This window comes from Micromonospora sp. USAFONa4 (assembly GCF_057197825.1).
In genome coordinates this window covers 159,787-177,155 of sequence record NZ_CM170072.1, presented here as the reverse complement: position 1 = coordinate 177,155, position 17,369 = coordinate 159,787, and the positions used below count along the sequence as shown (strand labels likewise).

Genomic DNA, 17,369 nt, shown 5'->3' with positions numbered 1-17,369 from the left:
CCCACGATCGGGGGTTGACGACACGGCAGGTCGGTTCTAGCGTTCGGACGAGTTACGGAAGTATTCCGGAAACTTGTCGGACACCTTTCGGTCGTCGCGCCGGCGGCGACGTCCCCCACCACACCCCCACCACGAGAGGTCGATCATGACTGTACGCACGCGGCTCGTCCGGGCCGTCGCGCTCGGCGCCGCCCTGGCGCTGGCGTTGCCACTGACCGCCTGCGGTGACGGTGACTCGGCCGCCGGCCCGGACGAGATCCGCATCCTGGTGTACGGCGACGCCACCAACAAGGTCGAGAAACAGCTCGTCGATACGTTCAACAAGACCTCGAAGGTCAAGGCGGTGCTGGACACCATCCCCGGCGCCGACTACCAGACCAAGCTCCAGACCATCATCAACACCAAGCAGGCGCCGGACGTCTTCTTCAACTGGGGCGGCGGCAGCATCACCCCGTTCGTCAAGGCCGACCTGTTGCTGCCGCTGGACGACATGATCGCCAAGGACCCGGGGCTGAAGGCGAACTTCCTGCCGTCGGTCTTCAATACCGCGATGGTCGACGGCAAGGCGTACGGGGTGCCGATGCGCGGCACCCAGCCGGTGCTGCTGTTCCACAACAAGAAGGTCCTCGCCGACGCCGGCATCACCCCGCCGAAGACGTGGGACGACCTGCTGGCGGCCGTGCGGACGCTCAAGGGCAAGGGCATCACGCCGATCGCCCTCGGCGGCGGCGACCAGTGGCCGACCCAGATGTGGTACCAGTACCTCTACGACCGGGTGGCCGGCCCCGAGCTGTTCGCCAAGGCGCTCGGCGGCGACAAGAGCGCCTGGGAGAGCCCGGAGAGCCGCCGCGCCCTCGAGCTGCTGCGGCAGCTGACCGACGCGGGCGCGTTCGGCACCAACTTCGACTCGGTCAAGTTCACCGACGGCGGCTCTCCGGCGCTGCTGTCCAGCGGCAAGGCCGGCTTCGAGCTGATGGGCTCCTGGAACTACTCGACCCACCACGACGCCAACCCGACCTTCGCCGCCGAGGGCCTCGGCTGGAGCGCCTTCCCGAGCGTCCCGGGCGGCAAGGGCGACCCGCGCAACGTGGTCGGCAACACCAACAACTTCTACTCCGTGCTGAAGAAGACCAAGCACCCCGACGCAGTGGCCGAGTTCCTCAAGCTCCAGTACTCCGACGAGTTCGTCCAGGCGCAGCTGTCCATCGGCAACCTGCCGACCACCACCAACACCGAGAAGTTCCTCGACGGCGCCACCAACCCGGACTACCTGAAGTACCAGTTCACCCTGGTCAAGGAGGCCCCGAACTTCCAGCTCTCCTGGGACCAGGCGTACCCGCCGGCCGCCACCACGACCATCCACCAGGCCGTGCAGCAGTACTGCAACGGCCGGCTGGACGCCGCCGGCTTCATCAAGGCGATGCAGTCCCTCCAGGCGGGCTGAGCGCGACCATGTCCACCACCACCCTCGCCGCCCCCAGCGTGACGGAGCAGCGACGGGCCCGACGACGCCCGGGCGGCCCCACCCTCAGCCGCCCGGGCTTCGCCTGGGCGCTGCCCGCCACCCTGTTCTTCGGGCTCTTCGCGCTCGCCCCGCTGGTCCTCGTGGTCGTGCTCAGCTTCACCAGCTGGGCGGGCCTCGGCTCGCCGGAGTACGTCGGGCTGGACAACTGGCAGCGGCTCGCCCGCGACCCGGTGATGATCAACAGCCTGTGGCTGAGCGTCCTGCTCACCGCCCTCGGCGTGCTGGTGCAGACCCCGCTCAGCCTGCTGATCGGCGTGTGGGCGGCCGGGCCGCAGCGCAACCGGGCCGTACTGTCCGCCATCTTCTTCCTGCCGCTGCTGCTGTCGGCGACCGCCGTGTCGGTGCTGTGGCGGGCGCTGCTCGACCCGAACTTCGGCGTGCCCGGTCAGGCCCCGTGGCTGTTCGGCGACGGCAACCTCTTCGGCAGCCGGACGGGCGCGATCGCCGTGCTGGTCCTCGTCGGCAGTTGGCAGTTCATCCCGTTCCACGCGCTGATCTACCAGGGTGCGGCCCGCGCCGTGCCGGCGGTGCTCTACCAGGCCGCCGAGGTCGACGGTGCCGGCCGGTGGGAGCAGTTCCGCCACGTGACCCTGCCGCAGCTGCGCAACGCCATGATCACCTCCGTGGTGCTCATGGTGGTCGGCGGGCTGACCACGTTCGACACCGTGCTGATCCTCACCCAGGGCGGGCCGGGCACCGACACCACCATCACCGCCTACCACATGTACGAGCAGGCGTTCCAAAGCTTCGACTTCGGCGCCGGCGCGGCCATCGCCCTGCTCCTCGTCGTCGTCGCCACCGTCATCTCGCTGATCGTGGTCCGGGTCTCCGGCTACGGCAAGATGCGCTCCACGATGGAGGGTCTGTGAAGCGGCACCGCCCCAACTGGCTCGCCGGGATCGGCGCGCTGGCCTGGCTCCTCGTGGTCGGCCTGCCGATCTACGTCATGCTGGCGACCACCGTGCAGACCCGGGAGGGCTACGGCCGCAACGGCCCGCTCGCCCCGCCCGACACCTTCACCCTCGACAACTACACCGGCGCCTTCGACGAGGGCTTCGGCCGCTACCTGTTCAACACCGTCGTGGTGACGGTGAGCGTGGTGGCCATCGTGCTGCTGCTCGTGCCGCCGTTGGCGTACGCCATCGTGCGCAGCCGCAGCCGGCTCACCTCCGGCGTGTTCCGGCTGTTCCTGCTGGGCCTGGCGATCCCGGCGCAGGCGGTCATCGTGCCGATCTTCTACCTGATCAGCAAGGCGGGGCTCTACGACAACCTCGTCGGCGTCATCCTGCCCACCGCCGCGTTCTCGCTGCCGGTGTGCGCGCTGATCCTCAGCGGTGTCATGCGGGACATCACCGGAGACCTGTACGAGGCGATGGCCATCGACGGCGCCAGCCCGGCGCGGGTCTTCGCCCAACTGGTGCTGCCGCTGTCGCGCGGCGGGATCGCCACGATCGCGGTCTTCTCCGCCCTCCAGGCGTGGAACGGCTTCCTGTTCCCGCTGATCCTCACCCAGTCCGACTCCACCAAGGTGATCACCCTCGGCCTCTACAACTTCCAGACGCAGTACGGGATCAACATTCCCGGCCTGCTCGCCGCGGTCGTGCTGTCGATGGTGCCCGTCCTGCTCGTCTATCTGTTCGCCCGGCGGGCCCTGGTGCAGGGGCTGATGGGCGTCGGAGGAAAGTGACCGACAACGTGACCCTCGACATCGCCCCCGGCACCGCGCTCTGGACCGACCCGACCCTCGACCTCGCGACCCGGGTGGACGCCCTGGTCGCCGCGATGACCCTGCCGGAGAAGGTGGCCCAGCTCTACGGCGTCTGGGTCGGCGCCGCCGCCGACGGGGGAGAGGTCGCGCCGTACCAGCACGACATGGAGGAACCGGTCGACCTGGACGACCTGCTGGACACGGGTCTCGGCCAGCTGACCCGGCCGTTCGGCACCGCCCCGGTCGACCCCGCGCTCGGCGCGCTGTCGCTGCTGCGGACCCAGCAGCGCGTCGCCGCCGCCAACCGGTTCGGCATTCCGGCGATGGCGCACGAGGAGTGCCTGGCCGGCTTCGCCGCCTGGGGTGCCACCGCGTACCCCGTGCCGCTGTCCTGGGGCGCCACCTTCGATCCGGAGCTGATCGGGCGGATGGCCGCTGCCATCGGCGCCGACCTGCGCCGCGTCGGGGTGCACCAGGGGCTGGCCCCGGTGCTCGACGTGGTGCGCGACGCGCGCTGGGGGCGGGTGGAGGAGACGATCGGCGAGGACCCCTACCTGGTGGGCACGATCGCCACCGCGTACGTGCGGGGCCTGGAGTCCGCCGGCGTGGTGGCGACGCTGAAGCACTTCGCCGGCTACTCCGCCTCCCGGGGCGGGCGCAACCTGGCGCCGGTGGCGATGGGTCCCCGCGAGCGCGCCGACGTGATCCTCCCGCCGTTCGAGATGGCGGTACGCGAGGGCGGCGCGCGGTCGGTGATGCACGCCTACACCGACACCGACGGGATGCCCTCGGCGGCCGACGAGGAGCTGCTGACCAGCCTGCTCCGCGACGCCTGGGGGTTCCCGGGCACCGTCGTGGCCGACTACTTCGGCATCGCCTTCCTGCGCACCCTGCACGGCGTGGCCGGCAGCTGGGCCGAGGCGGCGGCCGAGGCCCTGGCCGCCGGCGTGGACGTCGAGCTGCCGACGGTGAAGACGTTCGGCGAGCCGCTGCGCGAGGCGCTCGCGGCCGGCGCGGTGCCGGAGGCGCTGATCGACCGGGCGGTGCGTCGGGTGCTGACGCAGAAGGCGCAGCTCGGTCTCCTCGACGCCGACTGGAGCCCGGTGCCGGCCGCGCTGGCCGGCGCCGACCTGTCCGACCCGCAGGCGCTGCGCGGCACCGTCGACCTGGACCCGCCCGCCAACCGGGCGCTGGCCCGCGAGGTGGCCGAGCGCTCCGTGGTGCTGCTGGCCAACGACGGCACGCTGCCCCTGCGCCGGCCGGCCCGCATCGCGCTGGTCGGCCCGCAGGCCGAGAGCCCTACGGCGGTGCTGGGCTGCTACTCGTTCCCCGCCCACGTCGGCTCCCGGCATCCCGAGGTGCCCGTCGGCATCGCGCTGCCCACCCTGGCGGCGGCGCTGCGCGCCGAGTTCCCCGGCAGCGTCGTGGTCACCGTGGCCGGCGCGTCCGTCGACGGCGACGACACCTCCGGGGTGCCGGCGGCCGTCGCGGCGGCGCGGGACGCGGACGTGGTCGTCGCCGCGCTCGGCGACCGGGCGGGACTGTTCGGCCGGGGCACCAGCGGCGAGGGCTGCGACGCCGAGTCGCTGGCCCTGCCCGGGGCGCAGCAGCACCTGCTCGACGCGCTGCTGGACGCCGGTACGCCCGTGGTGGTGACGCTGCTCGCCGGGCGGCCCTACGCGCTGGGCCGGGCGGTGACCGACGCGGCGGCGATCGTGCAGTCGTTCTTCCCCGGCGAGGAGGGCACCCCGGCCATCGCCGGCGTGCTCAGCGGCCGGGTCGCACCGCAGGGGCGGCTGCCGGTCAGCGTGCCCCGGGGGCCGGGCGCGCAGCCGACCACCTACCTGTCGGCCCGGCTGGGCCAGGCCAGCGACGTGTCCAACGTCGACCCGACGCCGGCGTTCGGCTTCGGGCACGGCCTGGGCTACACCACGTTCGACTGGTCCGGCCTGGTCGTCGACGAGCCGCTCGCGGCGACCGACGGTGAGCTGCGGCTGCACTTCACGGTGCGCAACACCGGCTCCCGGTGGGGCAGCGAGGTGGTGCAGGTGTACGCCCACGACCCGGTGGCCTCGGTGGTCCAGCCGGTGCAGCGGCTGGTCGGTTACCTGCGGGTGCCGTTGGAGGCGGGCGCGGCCTGCCGGGTCGACCTGGCCGTGCCGGCCGACCTGTTCGCCTTCACGGGGCGCGACGGGCGGCGCGTCGTCGAGCCGGGGGAGCTGGAGCTGCGGCTGGCGGCGTCCAGCACGGACCACCGGCTCGTGGCGGCGGTCGCGCTGCGCGGTCCGGCCCGGCACGTCGACCACACCCGGCGGCTGCACCCCCGCTTCGCCGTCACGCCGTCGGCCGGCTGAGCGGTGGTCCTCACCGACCTGCCCGAGGAGCAGCTGCGGGCGTACCGGGGCGGGGTGCGGGAGCCGGCGGACTTCGACCGGTTCTGGGCGGACACGCTCGCCGAGTCGCGCGAGTGCGGCTGGCCGGTGCGCGCCGAGCCGGTGCCCACCGGGCTGGCCACGATCGACGTGCACGACGTGACCTTCCCCGGCTTCGCCGGGCAGCCGGTGCGGGCCTGGCTGCGGCTGCCGCGCGGCACCGGGTCGCCCCTGCCCACCGTCGTGCAGTACGCCGGCTACGGCGGCGGCCGGGGCCACCCGCTGGAGAACCTGCTGTGGGCCTCGGCCGGCTTCGCGCACCTGCAGATGGACACCCGGGGGCAGGGGGCGGGCTGGACCCGGGGGGACACCCCGGATCCGGCCGCCGCCGGCCCCGAGGTGCCCGGGGTGGCCACCCGTGGCGTGACGGACCCCCGCACGTACTACTACCGGCGGTTCCTCACCGACGCGCTGCGGGCGGTGGACGCCGTCCGGACCCTGCCGGCGGTCGATCCGGCGCGGGTCGCGGTCCTCGGGCACAGCCAGGGCGGCGGGGCGGCGCTCGCCGTCGCCGCGTTGACGCCCGACCTGCGGGCCGTCGTGGCCGGCGTGCCCTTCCTGTGCGACATCCCGCGCGCGATCGTGCTCACCGACGCGCAGCCGTACCGGGAGATCCGCGACTATCTGGCCGTGCACCGGCACGCCGAGGAGCGGGTGCTGGACACCCTGGCCTACGTCGACGGGGTGAACTTCGCCCGCCGGTGCCACCTGCCGGCCCGCTTCTCCGTCGCGCTGATGGACGAGATCGTGCCGCCGTCGACGGTCTTCGCCGCCGTCAACGCCTGCCGGGGGCCGACGGAGCTGTCGGTCTGGCGCTACAACGGGCACGAGGCCGGCGGGATCGACGACGACGAGGCGGCGGTGCGCTTCCTGCGCGTACACCTCTCGCCGGACCGGGCGCCCGACGGCCCGTAGCCTGATAGACAGGGGTGTGGCCAGGCCAGTCCGGATCCGCCGGCGAGCCCCGCGCGCCGCGACCACTTGCCGGCGGGCGGTGGCCGTGGCCGTCGTGATCGTGGCGCTCGCGCCCGGCTGCACCCGACCCTCGCCGTCACCGCCGGCCGCGCCGTCATCGGCGCCCGCCTCCTCAGCGCCGCCGCCGGGGCCCGCGTCCTCAGCGCCGCCGCCGGGGCCCGCGTCCTCAGCGCCGCCGCCGGCGCCGACGTCCGCGGCGTCCGCCCCCGCCGCGATGTCGCCGGGGCCGGGCCTCGTCGTCCTCACCGACGTCGACCCGCGGATCCGGACCGACATCCGGTACGCCACCGCCCACAACTTCGTCGGGCGACCGGTCGCCGGCTATCCCGAACCGCTCTGCCTGCTCACCCGCCGGGCCGCCGAGGCGCTGCGCCGGGTGCAGGACGCCGCCCTCGCCCGGGCCCGCAGCCTGAAGGTGTACGACTGCTACCGCCCCCAACGGGCCGCCGACGACTTCGTCGAGTGGGCCCGGCAGCCCGGCGAGCAGCGGATGAAGGCGGAGTTCTATCCCCGGGTGGCGAAGTCCGAGCTGTTCGACGAGGGGTACGTCGGTGCGCCCACCGCCCACAGCCGGGGCAGCACGCTCGACCTGACCCTGGTCGACGTGCCGACCCCCACCCAGCCCCCGTACGCCCCCGGCCAGCCCCTGGTCTCCTGCACCGCGGCGAAGGGGCAGCGGTTCCCGGACAACGGCGTCGACATGGGCACCGGCTTCGACTGCTTCGACCCGCTCGCGCACACCGACTCACCCCAGGTCACCGGCGTGGCGCGGGACAACCGGCGGCTGCTGCGGCAGCTGATGACCGACGGCGGCTTCGTCAACTACGACCGCGAGTGGTGGCACTACCGCTACCGCGACGAACCCTGGCCGGACACCTACTTCGACCTGCCGGTGGCCCGCTCCTCGGCCGAGACCGTGGGCGGCTGACGCAGCCGGCCCGGCTCGCGCAGTCGACCCGGCTGGCGCTCCCGGCCCGGCGTCGCGCTCACGTGAAGGCGGCGTGGCCGGTCAGCACCTGTCCGATGATCAGCTGATGCACCTCGGACGTGCCCTCGTAGGTGAGCACGGATTCGAGGTTGGCCGAGTGCCGGATGACCGGGTAGTCGAGGGTGATCCCCGCCGCGCCCAGGATGGCGCGGCACTCGCGGGCGATGGCGATGGCCTCCCGCACGCTGTTGAGCTTGCCCAGGCTGATCTGCCGGTGGTCGAGGGTGCCGGCGTCCTTCAGCGCGCCGATCTGCAACGCCAGCAGCATCCCCTTGCCCAGCTCCAGCCCCATGTCGGCGAGCTTGAGCTGGGTCGCCTGGTACGCGGCGAGCGGCTTGGCGAAGATCTGCCGGCTGCGGGCGTACGCGATCGTCGTCTCCAGGCAGTCGTGGGCCGCGCCCAGCGCCCCGAAGACGATGCCGAAGCGGGCCTCGTTGAGACACGTCAGCGGCCCGGACAGGCCGGCGGCCTCCGGCAGCATCGCGTCGGCGGGCAGCCGCACGCCGTCGAGGACGAGTTCCGAGGTCACCGAGGCGCGCAGGGAGAGCTTGCGGGTGATCTCCGGGGCGGTGAAGCCGGGGGTGCCGGCGGGGACGAGGAAGCCGCGTACGCCCTCGTCGGTGCGGGCCCACACCACGGCGACATCCGCGACGGAGCCATTGGTGATCCACATCTTGGTGCCGTCGAGCACCCAGTCGTCCCCGTCGCGGCGGGCCCGGGTCCGCATGCCGCCCGGATCGGAGCCGAAGTCCGGTTCGGTCAGGCCGAAGCAGCCGATGGCCTCGCCGGCCGCCATCCGGGGCAGCCACTGCTGCTTCTGCTCCTCGGAGCCGAAGCGCCAGATGGCGTACATGGCGAGCGATCCCTGCACCGAGACCAGGGAGCGCAGCCCCGAGTCGCCCGCCTCCAGCTCGAAGCAGGCCAGCCCGTACGCGACGGCGGAGGTGCCGGCGCAGCCGTAGCCCCGCAGGTGCATGCCGAGCACGCCGAGTTCACCGAGTTCGCGGGCGAGGTCCCGCACGGGCAGGCGGCCCTGCTCGTACCAGGTGGCGATCTCCGGGCGGACCCGTCGGTCGACGAAGCCGCGTACGGCGGCCTGGAGGTCCCGGGTGTCGTCGTCGATCAGGGCGTCGACGCCGAAGTACGCGAGCGCGGTCGCGGGGGTGGACAGGGTCACGGTCGGTTTCCTCCCGGGGCGTGCGGGGTGCGTGCCCACGCTACGCGTGCCGGCGACGTCGGGCATGATCGGACGTTCCGGCTCGGAGACGAGCGGCCGTCGGGTACGCCCGCCACAACGGCCACGCCGACCTCCTGCGCGAGGGCGTCGACGGCACCGTCGGGGCCTGAGCGCCGGGCCGGCCGGCCACCGGCACCGCTCAGCCGGCCGCCGGGTCAGGCGCCGGTGCGCAGCGGCAACCAGGCCAGCACGTCCTGGATCTTCGCGTCCCAGTACGCCCAGTCGTGCGCGCCGGGGGAGAAGTCCACGGTGAGCGGCACGCCGCGCTCGCGGGCCGCCGCCACGAAGGTCAGGTTGTCGTCGTACAGGAAGTCCTCGGTGCCGCACGCGACGCGCAGCGCGGGCAGGTCGTCGCCCGTGGTCCTGCCGAGCAGGGCGAGGAGATCGTCGTCGCTGCCCCCGACGGTGCGCTCGCCGAAGGCGGTGTGCCAGACGGCGGGATCGAGGGGCGCGGTGGTGGCGTGGCGGCGGGCGGCCACGTCGAGCGCGCCGGAGAGGCTCGCCGCCGCCGCGAACCGGCCCGGGTCGCGCAGCGCCCACTTCAGCGCCCCGTAGCCGCCCATCGAGAGCCCGGCGACGAAGGTGTCCTCCCGACGCGCCGAGAGCCGGAAGAAGCCGTGGCACAGCCGGGGCAGCTCGTCGGTGAGGAAGGTCCAGTACCGGTTGCCGTGCTCCTCGTCGCTGTAGAAGCTGCGCCCGACCTGGGGCATCACCACGGCCAGGCCGAGCGGCGCCACGTACCGCTCGATCGAGGTGCGGCGCAGCCAGATCGTGTCGTCGTCGGACAGCCCGTGCAGCAGGTAGAGCACCGGCGGATCGCCCTGTGGGGCGGCACCGGACATGCCGACCTGCGAGGAGGTGTGCTGCGGCAGGATCACGGTCATCGAGGTGGCGAGACCGAGCACCTCGGAGTGGAAGTCGACACGCATCAGGGCCACGGTCGTCGACCGTAGCCGATCCTCAGGTCCAGTAGAGGACCCGGCAGGCCGGCAGCCGGGCGGCCAGCTCGCGGTCGAACCAGGTGCGCAGCTCGGCCATCGTGTCGCGCGGGTAGACGTACTTCACCGCGCCGAACCTGCCGTACCTGCGGCTGCGGGCGGACTCGTCCATCTCCAGCCTCGTACGCGGGTACCAGCCGAGCAGCACCTCCTTGCTGCCCGGGGTGAACCGGTGGGTGATCAGCTCGGCGGTCAGGTCGAGCCCCGGGACCCCGGCGACCGCGCCCGCGACCGCGTCGAGCAACTCGCCGTAGTGCTCCCGCCAGCCGGGTAGCGGCATGATCGGCGCCACGGTCAACCCCACCGGGTAACCGTCGAGGGCGAGCCGGCGCAGCGCCGCCAGCCGGTGCGGCACCGACGCCGTACCGCCCTCCATCCGCTCGCTGACCGGGCGGCAGTTCACGCTGAACCGGACCCGGGTGCGCCCGGCGTGCGGCAGCCCCACGAACGTGTCCACGTCGGCGTACTTGGTGGTCCAGCGCAGCTGCACCGGGGCGTCCCAGCCGGCGAAGTGCTCCACCGCCCGGCGCCAGCTGCCGGTGAGGTGCTCCAGGGCCAGCGGGTCGGTGTAGCAGGACGCCTCGAAGGTGGTGCCCTCGGCGGCCCGCCCGGCGTTGCGGCTGGTCACCGTGCCCCGCCCGGCGTAGTCGGCCAGGCCGGCGAGGATGTCGTCCAGGTCGGCGTACACCCGCGTCACCGGTGGCCCCGACAGGGAGCCGGCGAGGTAGCAGTACTGGCAGTGGGCCGGGCAGCCCTCCGCCAGGTCGAAGCGCCAGTCCGCGCTGGGCGCGATGGGTTGCAGCTTCCGGCGCGACGGCGGGCTGACCACGAGCGCCATGGTCGCCTTCGCCCGCGCGTACGTCTCCTGCTCGGTGGCCCCGCGGATGCCGGTGAGCCGGTTGGCGCGGAGCCGCTCGACCTCGATGCCCAGGGCCTCGACGCGCCGGGCCACGCGCCGGCCGTGCGGGTGGTCCAGCGCGGCCGGCGTGGCGACCACCCGGCGCGGCAGCCACCGCCGCGCCGGGCGCGCCGGCGGCGCCAGCCCGGCCAGGTCGCGGGTCGGCACGCACTCGCCGCTGGCGTCGTGCGGCGCGGGCGGTACGTCGACGGCCAGCGGCTCGTCGACGTCCACCGGCTCGGCCTCCGGCCTCATCCGCGCCGGTTACCCGTCCCGCGCGCCGGCAACCCCGGGGCGGTCAGCCGCGCGTCGGCGCCCCGGGGTCGCCGACGGCCCCACCGGGTCCTGACGGCGGCGCCAGGCGGGCGTCGAGGGCGTCGAGGTCGGGGACGAACCACACGTGGCCGGAACGGTTCGACTCGTGCACGAGGGCGCGCAGGGCCGAACTGGCCGCGAGGTGCGGGCCGATGTCGCCCACGACGGCCAGGCGCAGCCGGTAGTTGACGAACTTCTGCATGACCTCGCCGGCGAAGCGGGTGCCGAGGGAGAAGAATGAGGCGTCGAGCCGGCTCACCGGCACGGCCACCACCTGGGCGCCGAGGAAGGCCGAGCCGATCAGGTCCAGCGCGTCCTGCTCGGTGGTCAGTGGCGGGCCGTCCGGGTCGCACACCAGCACCGGCACCCCGGCCCGCTCCTGGATGATGTCAGGCACCGCCGGCCTCCCCGGTGAGCAGGCCGTTGTCGCCGTCGAGCACGGCGTCGACCAGGTGCAGCAATTCGGCGGTGGCCGAGGCGCCGCCCAGGATCACGATCTTCATGCGGTTCCGCTCCTCGTCGTGGACGGTCTGGATGCGCAGCGGGTGCGCGGGGTGGTGGGTGGTGTTCGCCGCGGCCAGGACGAGCGTGGCCAGCCGGTCGGCCGCGGCCCGGTCCACGCCGTCGATCTGCAGGATGCTCGACACCTCCACCGCCGTGCCGCCGACGGGACGGGCGGGGGCCGGCCGACCGGTCAGCGCGTCGAGGTCGGCGCGGGCGATCCGATACTGCTTGCCGATCCGCACCGCCCTGAGCCGACCGGCGCGGATGTAGCCCCGCACGGTGCGCACGTGCAGGCCCAGCCGCTCGGCGACCTGCTCGACCGAAAACATTTCCTCACTCATCGCTCCCTAATCTAGACACGACAGGGAAGGATAGGGAAGTTCTTGTGATGCAGGCATCCTTTCCGTCCGTGCCGGTGCCGGTCCCTGTCGCCGTCAGGGGCGCTCCCGCAGGCGGGCCCGCACCGCGTCGACGTAGGTGTCCCGGGATGTCGGCCCGCCGAAGCGCAGCCGGTCGTACGCGGTGAACGCCGGCGCCAGCGCGTCCAGTTCGTCGACCAGCGCGGACAGCCGCAGCGCCGTGGCGTCGTCGGTCGGGTCGGCGTCGAGGTCCGCCTGCGCCGCCCGGACGGCCGCCACCAGTTCGTCCTTGCGCCGGATCGTGACCGGGCCGACCGACCGCAGGCAGACGTACCGGCCGCTGAGATAGGCGTCCCACTCCGTGGCGCCGGCGTCCTCCTCGGCCCAGTGACCGGTGAACCACGCCTCCAGCGCGTCCGTCCCGCCGGCCTGCTCGGTGAGCGCGAACAGGTCCACGGGCACCATCTCCGCGCCGTCGGAGCGCAGGTATCCCGGTAGCGGAAGCCGCCGGTCGAGCATCAGCCGGCGTACGTCGTCCGCGTCGCACCCGCGTGCGGCGCACAACTCGTCGAGCACCGCGAACTGCGCGCTGACGTACGCGTCGTCCGCCTCCGTCATCGGGTGGTCGCCGTTGACCTGCCGGTACCTTTCGGCCACCCGCCGCTTGAGTTGCATCCGAACCCCCTTCTGCCGCGTCGTCGGGGCGCAACGGTAGTGGCCGGACGGTTCGGTGCCGGCCGAACGGAACGTGGATATCCGTTGCGGTCACCGTTCCGGCCCGCCTACCGTCATCGGCGCAAGGTCAACCGGACGACCCAGGGGAGTACGCCGTGTCGCAGCGCACCCGCACCGACGCCGTGTGGCCGACGCCGCACGGTGGTGCCGCGCTAGCCACGGGCACACGATCCTGTGGGCGGCGACGTCTTGGACAGGGGCGGCAACGGGGGTGGCGGCGCGTCTAGCGCCGGCGCGCGAACGCGCAGCCGCCCACCCCAACCGGGGCCGGGCGGCTTTTTCGTCCCCCCGATCGCCGTCCACCTCCGTCCCCGGCCGCGCCCCGGCGACGTCACCCGATCCCTTCCGGTCCCGCCGCGACGGCGACGGCCAGCCCCCGACACGAGGAGACGACGATGAGCTACACCCCGCTCGCGGGCACCCGCGCGCCGGTCCGGGTCTGGACCGACCCGTACGGCATCGAGCCGCAGGCCGCCCAGCAACTGCGCAACATCGGCGCCCTGCCGTGGGTGGAGGGCGTCGCGGTCATGCCCGACGTGCACTTCGGCAAGGGCGCCACGGTCGGCTCGGTCATCGCGATGCGGCAGGCCGTCTCGCCGGCGGCGGTCGGCGTCGACATCGGCTGCGGCATGTCCGCGGTGCGCACCTCGCTGACCGCCGCCGACCTCCCGGACGACCTGGCCGGGCTGCGCTCGGCGATCGAGGCCACCATCCCGGTCGGGTTCAACCAGCGGGAGAAGCCGGTCGACCCGCGCCGGGTCCGGGGCCTGGAGCAGGCCGGCTGGGACGACTTCTGGCGCCGGTTCGCCGGCCTCGACCGGCGGGTGGCGCAGCTGGAGACGCGGGCCCAGCGGCAGATGGGCACGCTCGGCGGCGGCAACCACTTCATCGAGGTCTGCCTGGAACAGGGCGGCGCCGACGAGGGACGGGTGTGGCTCATGCTGCACTCCGGCTCGCGCAACATCGGCAAGGAGTTGGCGGAGCGGCACATCGCGGTCGCCCGGCGGCTGCCGCACAACACCGACCTGCCCGACCGCGACCTCGCGGTGTTCCTCGCCGGCACGCCGGAGATGGACGCCTACCGCCGGGACCTGTGGTGGGCGCAGGAGTACGCGCGGCGCAACCGGGCGGTCATGCTCGCCCTGCTCTGCGGGGTGGTGCGGGAGCAGTTCCCGCACGTCGGCTACGACGAGCCGATCAGCTGCCACCACAACTACGTGGCGGAGGAGAGCTACGACGGCGTCGACGTGCTGGTCACCCGCAAGGGGGCGATCCGGGCCGGTCGGGGGGACCTGGGCATCATCCCGGGATCGATGGGCACCGGCTCGTACGTCGTGCGGGGCAAGGGGAACCCCGACGCGTACTGCTCCGCCTCGCACGGGGCGGGGCGGCGGATGTCGCGGGCGCAGGCGAAGCGCACGTACAGCACCGCCGACCTGGCCGCGCAGACCGCCGGCGTGGAGTGCCGCAAGGACGCCGGCGTGGTCGACGAGATCCCCGGGGCGTACAAGGACATCACCCAGGTGATGGCGCAGCAGGAGGACCTGGTCGAGGTGGTGGCGCACCTCAAGCAGGTGGTCTGCGTGAAGGGATGACCGCCGGCCGGCGCCCCGGAGGGGTGGGCGCCGGTCGCACGCCCCGGCGCACCGTGGGGATCCACCCGTCCGGGGCGGGCCGCGATCGATACCCGTAGAGTCGCGCCGTGATCGAGATCGACGTGCAGGTGGACCTTTTCCACCCGGCGGACCGGGTGTGGCACGCATTGACGGATCGCGCTCTGCTCGCCCGCTGGTTCACCGAGGTCGAGCCGATGGCCGGGTCGCGTGGCCGGCTGCTGCTGTTCACCGCCGGCCTGCCCGGGTTCGACGCCGCCGTCGACGCGGAGGTGACCGACCGGCGGGAGCCGGAGCTGATCGCGTTGCGGTGCCTCGAGGGCGGCCGGCGGAGCCGGCTTGCCTGTGCCGTCGCCCCCACCGCCGAGGGGTGCCGGCTGTCGGTCCGCGAGGTGCTGGAGCACGGCAGCTGGAACGACGAGCAGCGTGAGCGCCGCGAGGAGTCCTACCGGCAGGCGTTGACGGGGCGCCTGCCGGCGATCCTCGACTGGCTGGCCTTCCGGCAGGTCGACCTGAGTCGGGGCGAGCCCGGGATGACCGCCGAGATGCCGGTGACCGAGGTGGTCGGCGACGAGCCGGCGCCGGCCGCCCGGCGCCGTCGCTGGCCGCTGCTGGTCGCGGGGCTGGCCGGCGTCGTGCTGGCCGCCGGGGCGGCGGTGTGGGCGGTCCTGCCCGCCGAGCCGGACCCGGTCGCCGGCCCGGTCGCGACGCCGTCGCCGACCGCCGCGGCCACCCCGAGTCGTACGCCGCGGGCGACCCCCTCCGCCCGTCCCACGCGCAGCGCCACGCCCACCCCGTCCCGCCCGAGCCGGACGCCGTCGGCGACCCCCTCGGCGACGCCCTCGCGTACGCCCACCTCGGTCGCGCCGTCGGCCCCCGCCATGACCGCCCGCTACCGGACCGTGTCGACGAGGCTGCTCGGCTTCACCGGCGAGGTGGTCGTCGACAACCCCGGCAGCACGGCGGTGGACGGCTGGACGGTGGTCGTCACGCTGGCCGAGGGCGGCTCCCTGACCGAGGTCAGCGGGGCGGAGCACCGGCGCGACGGGCAGGTCGTCACCTTCACCGGGCCGCCCGTGCCGCCCGGCCGCTCACGGACCTTCACGTTCGCCGTGCGCGACGTCGACCAGCTCACCAGGGCGCCCGAGGACTGCTCGCTGGGCGAGGACCCCTGCGCGGGCCTCTGACGATGTCGTGGGCGTCGCGCGTACCCCGGCGCACCGGGCCGCGCTGTTAGGATGGGCGCGAGTGATCGAGACAGGGAGACCAGACATGGCGGGTGACGACGACATCTCCGGGTGACACCGGAAGTGCCCGGCCAGCGGCAGGCGTTCGACCGCCGTCGTGGCCGTGGTCCGTCGTCTTCGAATCCCGTCTTCAGGGCGCCCGGCGCGCCCACGTCACCCCGAGGGTCCCCGCATGTCCGACGCATACATCATCTGTTCCCGCCTCTCCTTCTCCTGGCCGGACGACACCCCGGTCTTCGAGGGGCTGTCCTGCACGGTGGGTGCCGGCCGCACCGGCCTCGTCGCGCCGAACGGCGCCGGCAAGACCACGCTGCTCAAGCTGATCGCCGGCGAGTACCAGCCGACCGGGGGCTCCGTGACCGTCGACGGGGTGCTCGGCTACCTGCCGCAGAGCCTTCCGCTGGCCGGCGACCTGACCGTTGCCGAGGTCATGGGGATCGCGCCGGCGCTCGGGGCGCTGCACGCCATCGAGGCCGGGGACGCCGACGAGGAGCACTTCACCACGATCGGCAACGACTGGGACATCGAGGAACGCACCCGCGCCCAACTGGACCGGCTCGGCCTCGACGACGTGTCCCTCGACCGGCCCCTGCACACCCTCAGCGGCGGTCAGGTCGTCTCCCTCGGCCTGGCGGCGCAACTGCTGCGGCGGCCCGACGTCCTGCTCCTCGACGAGCCCACCAACAACCTGGACCTCGACGCCCGCCGCAAGCTGTACGCCGTGCTGGAGGACTGGAACGGGTGCCTGCTGCTGGTCAGCCACGACCGGGCGCTGCTGGACCGGATGGACCGCATCCTCGAACTCGACCGGAGCGAGGTCCGCTCCTACGGCGGCAACTTCACCGCGTACGAGGAGGCGGTGCGCGCCGAGCGGGAGGTCGCGGAGAAGAACGTCCGCCACGCCGAGCAGGAGGTCAAGCGGGAGAAGCGGGAGATGCAGCAGGCGCGCGAACGGGCCGAGCGCCGGGCCGGCAACGCCGCCCGCAACCTGAAGAGCGCCGGCCTGCCGAAGATCTTCGCCGGCACCATGAAGCGGGGGGCCCAGGAGTCGGCGGGCCGGTCGAACGAGACGCACGCCGCGCGCGTCGGCGACGCCAAGGCCCGGCTCGACGAGGCGGGCCGTGCCCTGCGCGAGGAGCAGCGGATCACGCTGGAACTGCCCGGCACCAGCCTTCCGGCCGGTCGCACGGTCTTCCACGGCGAGGGGATCCAGGTCCGCTACGGCGGGCGCGCCCTGTTCGCCGGTGACGGCGTGGACCTCACGATCCGGGGACCCGAACGGATCGCGCTCACCGGTCCGAACGGCGCCGGCAAGTCCACCCTGCTGCGCGTGGTCAGCGGCGACGTGCAGCCGGAGGGCGGCCGGACCAGGCGGGCCGACGGCCGGATCGCGTACCTGTCCCAGCGGCTGGACCTGCTGGACCTCGACCGCACGGTCGCGGAGAGCCTGGCCGCGTACGCGCCCGCGATGCCGGAGGCACAGCGGATGACCCTGCTCGCCCGCTTCCTGTTCCGGGGCTCCCGCGCCCACCTCCCGGTCGGGGCGCTCTCCGGCGGCGAGCGGCTGCGCGCCACCCTGGCCTGCGTGCTGTTCGCCGAACCGGCGCCGCAGCTGCTCCTGCTCGACGAGCCGACCAACAACCTGGACCTGGTCAGCGTCGGCCAGCTGGAGAGCGCGCTCGACGCGTACGAGGGTGCGTTCGTGGTGATCAGCCACGACGAACGGTTCCTCGCGGCGATCGGCGTGGACCGCTGGCTGCGGCTCGCCGACGGCCGGTTGCGGGAGACCGGCGCACCCGCCGGCCTCGCGCGGGAGTCGTGACCGGGGCCGTCAC

General features: G+C 73.7%; 15 protein-coding genes. 9 read left to right on the top strand and 6 right to left on the bottom strand.

All coding sequences use genetic code 11. The annotated features are described in order from the left end of the window. Nucleotides 1-145: 145 nt before the first annotated feature. From AC0OO9_RS00680 to AC0OO9_RS00655, 6 genes are all read left to right on the top strand, one after another. Complete coding sequence (locus tag AC0OO9_RS00680; RefSeq protein WP_484514720.1) at nt 146-1,444, top strand: ABC transporter substrate-binding protein; 1,299 nt, start codon at nt 146-148, stop codon at nt 1,442-1,444. Between the two features lie 8 nt (nt 1,445-1,452). Continuing rightward, complete coding sequence (locus AC0OO9_RS00675; protein ID WP_484514719.1) at nt 1,453-2,394, top strand: carbohydrate ABC transporter permease; 942 nt, start codon at nt 1,453-1,455, stop codon at nt 2,392-2,394. Beyond that, nucleotides 2,391-3,212: a carbohydrate ABC transporter permease gene (locus AC0OO9_RS00670; RefSeq protein WP_484514718.1), complete on the top strand. Its 822-nt coding sequence runs from the start codon at nt 2,391-2,393 to the stop codon at nt 3,210-3,212. The genes AC0OO9_RS00675 and AC0OO9_RS00670 overlap by 4 nt, the downstream gene beginning before the upstream one ends. Next, nucleotides 3,209-5,587 carry a beta-xylosidase/alpha-l-arabinosidase gene (locus AC0OO9_RS00665; RefSeq protein WP_484514717.1) on the top strand — a complete coding sequence of 793 codons (2,379 nt, stop codon included), beginning with the start codon at nt 3,209-3,211 and terminating at the stop codon, nt 5,585-5,587. Before AC0OO9_RS00670 ends, AC0OO9_RS00665 begins: the two co-directional genes overlap by 4 nt. A 3-nt stretch (nt 5,588-5,590) precedes the next feature. After that, entirely contained in the window at nt 5,591-6,580 is a 990-nt protein-coding gene (locus AC0OO9_RS00660) for an acetylxylan esterase (protein ID WP_484514715.1), read from the top strand. A 274-nt stretch (nt 6,581-6,854) separates the two neighbouring features. Beyond that, entirely contained in the window at nt 6,855-7,568 is a 714-nt protein-coding gene (locus tag AC0OO9_RS00655; RefSeq protein WP_484514714.1) for a M15 family metallopeptidase, read from the top strand. 58 nt (nt 7,569-7,626) lie between these two features. Here the strand turns inward: AC0OO9_RS00655 and AC0OO9_RS00650 are convergent, their stop codons facing one another. From AC0OO9_RS00650 to AC0OO9_RS00625, 6 genes are all read right to left on the bottom strand, one after another. After that, complete coding sequence (locus AC0OO9_RS00650; RefSeq protein WP_484518106.1) at nt 7,627-8,754, bottom strand: acyl-CoA dehydrogenase family protein; 1,128 nt, start codon at nt 8,752-8,754, stop codon at nt 7,627-7,629. 266 nt (nt 8,755-9,020) lie between these two features. Further along, on the bottom strand, nt 9,021-9,803 hold the full coding sequence (locus AC0OO9_RS00645; RefSeq protein ID WP_484514712.1) for an alpha/beta hydrolase: 783 nt from the start codon (nt 9,801-9,803) through the stop codon (nt 9,021-9,023). Nucleotides 9,804-9,825: 22 nt separating this feature from the next. Then, a complete protein-coding gene (locus AC0OO9_RS00640) occupies nt 9,826-11,016 on the bottom strand; it encodes a spore photoproduct lyase family protein (protein WP_484514711.1) in 1,191 nt (396 codons plus the stop codon). Between the two features lie 43 nt (nt 11,017-11,059). Further along, nucleotides 11,060-11,473 carry a DUF4180 domain-containing protein gene (locus tag AC0OO9_RS00635; RefSeq protein ID WP_484514710.1) on the bottom strand — a complete coding sequence of 138 codons (414 nt, stop codon included), beginning with the start codon at nt 11,471-11,473 and terminating at the stop codon, nt 11,060-11,062. Next, the gene (locus tag AC0OO9_RS00630) at nt 11,466-11,921 is read right to left on the bottom strand and encodes a helix-turn-helix domain-containing protein (protein ID WP_484514709.1); all 456 of its coding nucleotides are present in this window, start codon (nt 11,919-11,921) and stop codon (nt 11,466-11,468) included. Before AC0OO9_RS00630 ends, AC0OO9_RS00635 begins: the two co-directional genes overlap by 8 nt. Nucleotides 11,922-12,014: 93 nt before the next feature. Beyond that, complete coding sequence (locus tag AC0OO9_RS00625) at nt 12,015-12,614, bottom strand: DUF6058 family natural product biosynthesis protein (RefSeq protein ID WP_484514708.1); 600 nt, start codon at nt 12,612-12,614, stop codon at nt 12,015-12,017. Between the two features lie 455 nt (nt 12,615-13,069). Between AC0OO9_RS00625 and AC0OO9_RS00620 the strand changes: the two genes are divergently transcribed. The 3 genes from AC0OO9_RS00620 (at nt 13,070) to abc-f (ending at nt 17,356) form a co-directional block, all read left to right on the top strand. After that, the gene (locus AC0OO9_RS00620) at nt 13,070-14,269 is read left to right on the top strand and encodes an RtcB family protein (RefSeq protein WP_311411120.1); all 1,200 of its coding nucleotides are present in this window, start codon (nt 13,070-13,072) and stop codon (nt 14,267-14,269) included. A 107-nt stretch (nt 14,270-14,376) separates the two neighbouring features. Beyond that, nucleotides 14,377-15,474 (top strand): SRPBCC family protein, encoded by a 1,098-nt coding sequence (locus AC0OO9_RS00615; RefSeq protein WP_484514706.1) that lies wholly within the window; start codon nt 14,377-14,379, stop codon nt 15,472-15,474. A 232-nt stretch (nt 15,475-15,706) separates the two neighbouring features. Continuing rightward, nucleotides 15,707-17,356, top strand: coding sequence for a ribosomal protection-like ABC-F family protein (gene abc-f, locus AC0OO9_RS00610; protein WP_484514704.1), 1,650 nt, complete (start codon nt 15,707-15,709; stop codon nt 17,354-17,356). Nucleotides 17,357-17,369: the final 13 nt, after the last annotated feature.